The sequence below is a fragment of the Hamadaea sp. NPDC051192 genome, assembly GCF_040682475.1.
In the GTDB taxonomy this organism is placed as follows: Bacteria; Actinomycetota; Actinomycetes; order Mycobacteriales; family Micromonosporaceae; genus Hamadaea; species Hamadaea flava.
This window is the reverse complement of sequence record NZ_JBFBAZ010000098.1, coordinates 22,882-30,046: the sequence shown is the minus strand read 5'-3', so window position 1 is coordinate 30,046 and position 7,165 is coordinate 22,882. Positions and strand designations below refer to the sequence as shown.

Sequence of the window (7,165 nt, the reverse complement as noted above, 5' to 3'; positions counted from 1 at the left end):
ATGGAGTTAACTGTGGTCTCGACGGCGTGTCGAGGGGGCAAACTCCATGATCAACGCGGCGGGGTGGCGGGGGTGGGGTGGGGGCTACTTCGTGCCGAGGGCCACGACGCCGCCGGCTCGGGTGCCGAAGTAGATGCGGCCGTTCCAGGCGGCGGGGGTGGACTCGATGCAGCCGCCGATCTTCATCGACCAGAGCGGTTTCGGCTGGGCGTGCGTGTCCGCGACGTCGTACGCACGCATCACGCCGGTGCAGTCCCCGAGGTAGAGCACGTCGTCGACGACCACCGGCGACTGCCACGTCTCCCCGCCCGGTACGCGGAACTTCCAGCGGACCGCGCCGGTGGCCCGGTCGATGCCGAGTACGTCGCCGGGATGGGTGTCGAAGATGACGATGTCTTTGTAGAGCGCGGGCGAACCCCAGATGCCGGACTTCGGCGGGCGCTGGTCCTTCTGGCTCCAGACCAGCGGATTGTCCTTCTTCCGCGGGTCGAGCTTCATCATCTGGCCGACCTGCCGGGCGCGGGCGTTGTTCCGCTCGAACTCCGAGCCGACGTAGAGGAAGCCGTCCGCGTCCACGGTGATCGACGCGTCGGTGTCGTCGCCGGTCCAGAACCGGAAGACCCGGGTCGGCTTCTTGCCGGTCTTCAGCCCGCTGATGTCCCAGCCCTGGACGAGGCCGCCGGAGTTGGCGAAGTACACCGTGTCCTGGTAGATCGCGACGGAGTTCTCGATCGACACCATGCCGTCGCCGATCGCCTTGAGCAGCTCGGAGTCCCAGCTGGGGGCGTTGAACACCAGCTTCGGCTTGACCGTCACCTTGCCGTTCTTGTCGTATCCCCGGTTGAGCTTCACGATGTGGAACTGGCTGTTCTCGCCGCCCTCGAAGAGGTAGTCGTCGATGATCAGGCCGGCGCCGTCCCAGTCGTCGTTCCACTTGGTCGGCGACACCGCGTGGGCCGAGAGCTTCCACAGCTCGACCGGCTTGCCGCGGTCGATCGCGATGATGTGGTAGTAGTTGTCGCGCGAACCGGAGTAGACCAGCGGATACCCATCCGGGTCGATGGTCACCGAGCCCTTGATGATGTCGCCGGTGGCGAAGTCGGGGATGATCCGTTCGCCGGTGTCCGCGTCGAGGAAGTGGACCTTCGCGTCGTACGCCCCGAAGACCACCCAGGTCCGGCCGTCGCGTTCGAAGACCGCGGGCTGACCGGTCCACCCGGAACCGCACCAGATCCGGGTGCCCTTCTCGTCCGTCGACGGATGACAGAGGCTGCCCGACTTGGGAAAACGCCACAACTGCGACGGCTTCGTACGCAGCGCCGGCCCGGTGCCGAAGTACGACCGGGTCGGGTTGCCACGGAAGGTCAGCAACCCGTTGACCTTGGTGCCGTAGGGCTTGCCCACCCCGGCGGGATCGGAGAATCCGGCGTACGCCGCAGGCGACGGTGACCCGCTCGCCTCGGGTGACGCGCTCGTCCCCGGCAGTACGCGTACGTCGTCCGGCTTGTTGCAGGCCGCCGCGGAGATCAGGCACAGCGCGGCCACCAGCGCGGTCATGGTTCTCGAGAGCCCCCCAGTCACGGGCACAGTGTGCGGAGCCTGTCACCCTCCGGACATCCTCCGACCGGCCGACGGTGCATAACATGTCGGATACGCCCCACCCCGTCCGTCGCGGTCGGCGGCGACCCGGTCCGGCCGACTCTCGCCCAGGAGTGGCGTCAGCGAGCTTTGATCGAGATCAGACCGTGTGCCGGATGGCCCCCGTAGCCCGCAAGGGTGACGATGGATACATGGAGCCCGAGTCGATCACCCCCATGACGGACGACGAGGCCGAGCTGTTCCGGTTCATCCGCTACGGGCAGCTGCCCGACCGCGTCCCGCCGAGCAGAATGGTGGAGTCCGTGGAGACCTCCGCGCCGCAGGAGGACCCGGTCTCGTACACCGATCCCGGATCCCCCTACTACCACGGCAACGCCTGACGATCAGGCGGCTGCCCGTCGCGCCACCACGGCGCGGGCCAGCGTGGCCAGCGCCTCCTCGGTCGCGGCCCAGCTCATGCAGGCGTCGGTGACGCTCTGGCCGTAGGTCAGCGGCCGCCCGGACTCCAGATCCTGACGGCCGCCGACCAGGAAGCTCTCCAACATCACGCCGCCGATGCCGTTCTGGCCGGCGGCGATCTGGTCGGCGATCTCGGCTGCCACGCCCGACTGGCGTACGTGGTCCTTGCCGCTGTTGCCGTGGCTGGCGTCGATCACCAGACGGTGCTTCAGACCCGCCTTCTCCAGCGCGATCAGCGTCGCCGCCACCGGGCCGGGCAGGTGGTTCGGGCCGCCCTTGCCCCCGCGCAGGATGACGTGGCAGTCCTCGTTGCCGGTCGTGGTCACCACGCTGGCCCGGCCGTCGGCGTCCACACCGAAGAACACGTGGCTGCTCCGCCCGACGTGGCAGGCGTCGATCGAGACCGAGACGCTGCCGTCCGTGGCGTTCTTGAAGCCGACGGGCATCGACAGGCCCGAGGCGAGCTGCCGATGAACCTGACTCTCGGTGGTACGCGCGCCGATGGCGCCCCAGGTGACCGCGTCGGCGATGTACTGCGGGCTGATCGGGTCGAGGAACTCGCAGCCGACGGGCACCCCGAGATCGAGGATGTCCAGCAGCAGCTCCCGGGCCATCCGCAGACCACGGCGTACGTCGTAGGTGCCGTCCAGGCCGGGGTCGTTGATGAGGCCCTTCCAGCCGAGCGTCGTCCGCGGCTTCTCGAAGTACACCCGCATCACGATGACCAGGTCGCGCGCGTGCTTCTCGGCGGCGGCGGCCAACCGGCGGGCGTAGTCCAGCGCGGCCTTCGTGTCGTGCACGGAACACGGGCCGACGACGACCACGAGCCGATCGTCCTCGCCGGTCAGGACGTCGCGGACGGCTTGTCTAGTGCGTTCGACGACGTTCGCGCGTACGCCCCCCAGCGGGAACTCGGCGAGCAGTGCCGACGGCGGCTCCAGCGGCTCGAACGCGGCGACGTGCAGGTCGTTGGTGATTGTCATCTCGAATACTCCCGCCTGATGGGGACGGGACCCGGTCTACCGGTGCCAGAGCCCGTCCTGGAATGACGAAAGGCGAAGACCGGGAGGTCTCCGCCTTACTGGCTCTGGGTGGTCGTCGGTCAGCGCATAAGACCGCCGGCTCCACCCAGAGCCAGCGTAAAGCGCCAATACCAACGTGCCACGTCCGGAAGCATACCCGACCTATCGATCAGTTGCCGCGGTGGTCTCCGTCACCGTGTCGGGGCGACGGGGCGACGGCGTCCGGTTCGCGGCGACCAGGGCGTCCCGGATCTCGCGCAGCAGCTGGATCTCCTCGGGCGGCAGCGCCGGGGCGGCGTCCTTGCCGTTCTTCTTGAATCGGTCCGCGAACTTGTTCATCGGCAGGACGACGAGGAAGTAGACGACCGCCGCGGTCAGCAGGAAGGCGACGATCGCGCTGGCGAACTTGCCGACCGGGATCCCGTTCTGCAGATCCTCGGCTGTCTTTCCGGGGAGCTTGATGAAGCCGCCGATGTTGTCTTCACCACCCGCGCCGACCATGGTGATCAATGGGGTGAGGAACGTGTCGGTGAACGAGGTGACGAGCGTGGCGAACGCCGCCCCGATGACCACGCCGACCGCGAGGTCGACGACGTTGCCGCGCATGATGAAGTCTCGGAAGCCCTTGAGCATTCCGACACCCTAACGGGTCGGACTAGGCGTCGCCCTTCTTCGGCGCGAGCCTTCTGTGGAGAAGCTCACGCAAGGAGATCGATTCGCCGTCCTTGGCGCCGCGGCCGATGACCAGCATGGGATCGCTCGGCGCCGGTCGCGCGCCGAACAGCCGCGAGCGCACCGACCCCGGCACTCCGAGGACATAGAACTCGCCGTCGACGCCGATGGCGAGGGAATGATTCGGGTGGATGTACCAGCCGTGCAGCGCGGTCCGATAGTGCGACCGCCCGTTGAAGGCGAACGCCACGAGCCGCTCCGGCGGGATCATCTTGCGGCGGGCCTCCTCGACGAACTCGGTGACGAGCTTGCGCGCCTGTGTCGTCTCGATCTCCCGGGCGCGCGCCACCGCGGCGGCGTGCTTGGCCACGGCGTCATCGCGCCGGCGCCGCCAGTCGTCGTCCTCCCGCGCCGTCATGGCACGCAACGATAGCTCGCCGAATGTCGGAGGGTGCTGGTAGATCTGGTCTGTGCCTGCCGTGCTTTCCCTGCGCGATCTCAACCGCGCGACCCTTGACCGCCAACTCCTGCTGCGACGCTCGCCCCTGCCGGTGGCCGAGGCCGTCCGGCATCTGTGCGGTCTGCAGGCCCAGACCACACACAGCTGGTACGCCGGGCTCTGGGGCCGCTTGGCGGACTTCGATCCGCAGCAGGTCGTCACCATGATGGAGGATCGTTCGCTGGTCCGGATCGCCTTGCAGCGGTCCACCATCCATCTCGTGACCGCCGACGACGCCCTGGCGCTGCGGCCGCTGGTGCAGACGGTCGGCGAGCGCAGTTTCGCCTCCAACTGGGGCAAGCAGCTGCCGGGCGTCGACCTGGCCGAGGTCGTCGCGGCGGGGGTGAGCCTGCTGGAGGAGAAGCCGCTGACCTTCAACGATCTCGGCAAACGCCTGGCGGAGAAGTGGCCCGACCGCGACGGGCAGTCGATGGCGCAGGCGGTCCGCACCTACGCGGCGCTCGTCCAGCCGCCGCCGCGCGGGCTGTGGGGGCGCAGTGGCCTGGCCGTGCACGTCCCCGCGCAGCATTACCTCAGGCGGCCGCTGGCCACCGACCCGTCGATCGACGAGCTCATCGTGCGCTATCTGACCGCGTTCGGCCCGGCCTCCGTGCAGGACGCCCAGACGTGGTCCGGGCTCACGCGGCTCGGCGAGGTGTTCGAGCGGCTCCGGCCGCGGCTCCACGCGTACGCGGACGAGCAGGGCCGGGAGCTGTTCGACGTGCCGGAGGCGCCCCGGCCGGCGGCGGATGTGGCCGCGCCCGTCCGGTTCCTCTACGACTTCGACAACATCCTGCTGTCGTACGCCGACCGCACCCGCGTGCTCGATCCGGCGTACCGGAAGTTGTTGTGGCCGTTGAGCAACATGGCCTTGGGCAGCGTCCTGCTCGACGGGTTCGTGCGGGCGAGCTGGCGGCCGGAGAAGAGCAAGGGCAAGGCGCACGTGACCGTCACCTCGTTCCAGCCGTTCCCGGCCCGGCAGCGGTCGGCGATCGAGGCGGAAGGCCTGCGGTTGCTGGAGTTCCTCGCGCCGGGGGCCGAGCACGACGTCCGGTTCACGACAGCCGACTGATTCCGGCCGCCGACCGGGTAGCGCCCACCTGTTACCGGCGAGTAACTTGGCGGCATGACCCTTGACGTGGCCGCCCTCGCCGACGGCATGACCCAGTCGGTGCCGCTCGTGAAGACGCTCGGCATCACGTTCGCCTCCGTGTCGCCGGACGGCACCGAGGTCGTCGCCGACCTGCCGGACCGGCCGGACCTGCACAACCACGTCGGCGGCCCGCACGCCGGAGCGATGTTCTCGTTGGGGGAGACCGCTTCGGGCGGCGTCGTCCTGGCCGCCTTCGGCGCGCAGCTCGCCGACGCGGTGCCGCTGGCGGTCAACGCCCAGATCGCCTACCGCAAGCTCGCCGTCGGCGACGTACGCGCGACGGCCAAGCTGGCCCGCCCGGTCGCCGACGTCGTGGCCGAACTGGCCGCCGGCACCCGCCCGGAGTTCGACGTGGCGATCGCGATCACGCGAGGCGACGGCGCGGTGGCGGCCGAGATGACGGTGACCTGGACCCTGCGCCCCAACCGCTGACCCCCGTAGGCGCTCCCCGCTGCGCGGCCCTCCCGCTACGCGGCCCCCCGCTACGCAGCGCTCGGCATAAGCGGCGGATCAGGGTTCCCGGTCGAATCTTGGCCCAAGATTCGACCTAGAACCCTGATCCAGCTGGAAAGTTCGGGCGGGCGGGTGGTCAGCCGAGGGGGCGGGGGACGTAGCCGCCGCGTTCCTTGGCCGAACCAGACGTCGTCGCCGAGGGGGCCGGCTCGCGCGGCTCGCCCAGCGCGGAGACCCAGTTCTCGACGGCGTCATTCGTCGGGCGGGGCTTCGTAGTGTGCTTCGCGTTGGGCTTCGCGCTCGGCTTCGGAGTGGGCGCGGATGTCGTGCTCGGCGCGGACTTCGCGGTGGGCGAGGGCTTGCGCTCGCGGGGCGACAGCGGGTCGCTCTTGGCGGAGAAGTCCGCGGAGTCGGCGGAGTCAGCGGAGCCCGAGGGGTCCAGCGCGGACGACGCGAACGCCCCGGCGGCAGACGTGTCGTCCTCCGCCTCCCGGCGCGGCGGCACCGCCACGATGACGGACGCGACGAGACCGGTGAGCACCGCGCTCAGCGCCGCGAACCAGGGCAGTTTCTGGAAGTCCGAGGAGCCCGGACCGGCGATGGCGTACGCCAGGGCGACGGTCGCCGGACCGGCCGCGCCGCTGAGGGCGACGGCGAGCCGGTGGTGGCCGCGCAGCCGGGCGGTGACCGCCACGATCACACCGAGGACGGCCGCGATCGCGGGCAGCCCGAACAGCTGCGCGTCGTCCACCGTGGCGGGGGAGAGGCCGAGCCCGGCCAGTCCACCGAGGCGTGGCGGCTCATCAGCCGTCTTCCCCACCCCGCCGGCGATGAGACCCCACGTGATCAGGGCGTACGCCCCGGCGCTCCAGGCGAGCGCGCGAGCGCTGAGCATGCCGAACGCGAAGACGAGCCCGGCGGCCGCGCCGATGATCAGCGCCAGTCCGGCCTGCAACGCCGGATCCCCGTTGGGGATCTGCGCATGCCGCGCGGGGAAGAGAGCGAGGGCGGTGCCCGCCGCACCGCCGATACCGGCCGCGGCGGCGGCGCTGACCCGTACGCCGAGCCCGTAGGTGCGGGCGCCGATGCCGGTCCCCACCGTCACGGCGATGACGGCGAACCAGGCGAGGAACACGGTCTGGGCAGTCCAGGCGTCGTTGTCGGCGTACGTGCCGTCCAGGCGCAACACGTCCAGAACGGTGGCGACACCGACCTGCCCAGCTCCCATGAGCGCCGCGAAAACGAACGCGGACGTAATCGCACGACCCCAGGTCTTCACGCGCCAGACGTTAGAGCCACCAGGCCGTT

General features: G+C 69.9%; 8 protein-coding genes. 3 read left to right on the top strand and 5 right to left on the bottom strand.

Annotation, left to right across the window (positions count from 1 at the left end):
* Positions 1 to 84 precede the first annotated feature (84 nt).
* Positions 85 to 1,581 carry a PQQ-binding-like beta-propeller repeat protein gene (locus AB0M47_RS30520; RefSeq protein WP_363420129.1) on the bottom strand — a complete coding sequence of 499 codons (1,497 nt, stop codon included), beginning with the start codon at positions 1,579 to 1,581 and terminating at the stop codon, positions 85 to 87.
* Between the two features lie 209 nt (positions 1,582 to 1,790).
* On the opposite strand from AB0M47_RS30520, the gene AB0M47_RS30515 reads away from it, so the two are divergent.
* The gene (locus tag AB0M47_RS30515) at positions 1,791 to 1,979 is read left to right on the top strand and encodes a hypothetical protein (protein WP_363420128.1); all 189 of its coding nucleotides are present in this window, start codon (positions 1,791 to 1,793) and stop codon (positions 1,977 to 1,979) included.
* Positions 1,980 to 1,982: 3 nt separating this feature from the next.
* Here the strand turns inward: AB0M47_RS30515 and AB0M47_RS30510 are convergent, their stop codons facing one another.
* From AB0M47_RS30510 to AB0M47_RS30500, 3 genes are all read right to left on the bottom strand, one after another.
* Complete coding sequence (locus tag AB0M47_RS30510) at positions 1,983 to 3,041, bottom strand: 3-deoxy-7-phosphoheptulonate synthase (protein WP_363420126.1); 1,059 nt, start codon at positions 3,039 to 3,041, stop codon at positions 1,983 to 1,985.
* A 201-nt stretch (positions 3,042 to 3,242) separates the two neighbouring features.
* Positions 3,243 to 3,713 (bottom strand): large conductance mechanosensitive channel protein MscL, encoded by a 471-nt coding sequence (mscL, locus tag AB0M47_RS30505; RefSeq protein ID WP_363420124.1) that lies wholly within the window; start codon positions 3,711 to 3,713, stop codon positions 3,243 to 3,245.
* A gap of 22 nt (positions 3,714 to 3,735) precedes the next feature.
* Positions 3,736 to 4,170, bottom strand: a complete 435-nt coding sequence (locus AB0M47_RS30500) for a hypothetical protein (RefSeq protein ID WP_363420123.1) — start codon at positions 4,168 to 4,170, stop codon at positions 3,736 to 3,738.
* A 52-nt stretch (positions 4,171 to 4,222) separates the two neighbouring features.
* Between AB0M47_RS30500 and AB0M47_RS30495 the strand changes: the two genes are divergently transcribed.
* Together AB0M47_RS30495 and AB0M47_RS30490 are read left to right on the top strand one after the other, a co-directional pair.
* Positions 4,223 to 5,323 carry a winged helix DNA-binding domain-containing protein gene (locus AB0M47_RS30495; RefSeq protein ID WP_363420121.1) on the top strand — a complete coding sequence of 367 codons (1,101 nt, stop codon included), beginning with the start codon at positions 4,223 to 4,225 and terminating at the stop codon, positions 5,321 to 5,323.
* 54 nt (positions 5,324 to 5,377) lie between these two features.
* Positions 5,378 to 5,836, top strand: a complete 459-nt coding sequence (locus AB0M47_RS30490; RefSeq protein WP_363420119.1) for a YiiD C-terminal domain-containing protein — start codon at positions 5,378 to 5,380, stop codon at positions 5,834 to 5,836.
* A 157-nt stretch (positions 5,837 to 5,993) separates the two neighbouring features.
* On the opposite strand, the gene AB0M47_RS30485 is transcribed toward AB0M47_RS30490, so the two are convergent.
* Positions 5,994 to 7,136: a hypothetical protein gene (locus tag AB0M47_RS30485; RefSeq protein WP_363420117.1), complete on the bottom strand. Its 1,143-nt coding sequence runs from the start codon at positions 7,134 to 7,136 to the stop codon at positions 5,994 to 5,996.
* Positions 7,137 to 7,165: the final 29 nt, after the last annotated feature.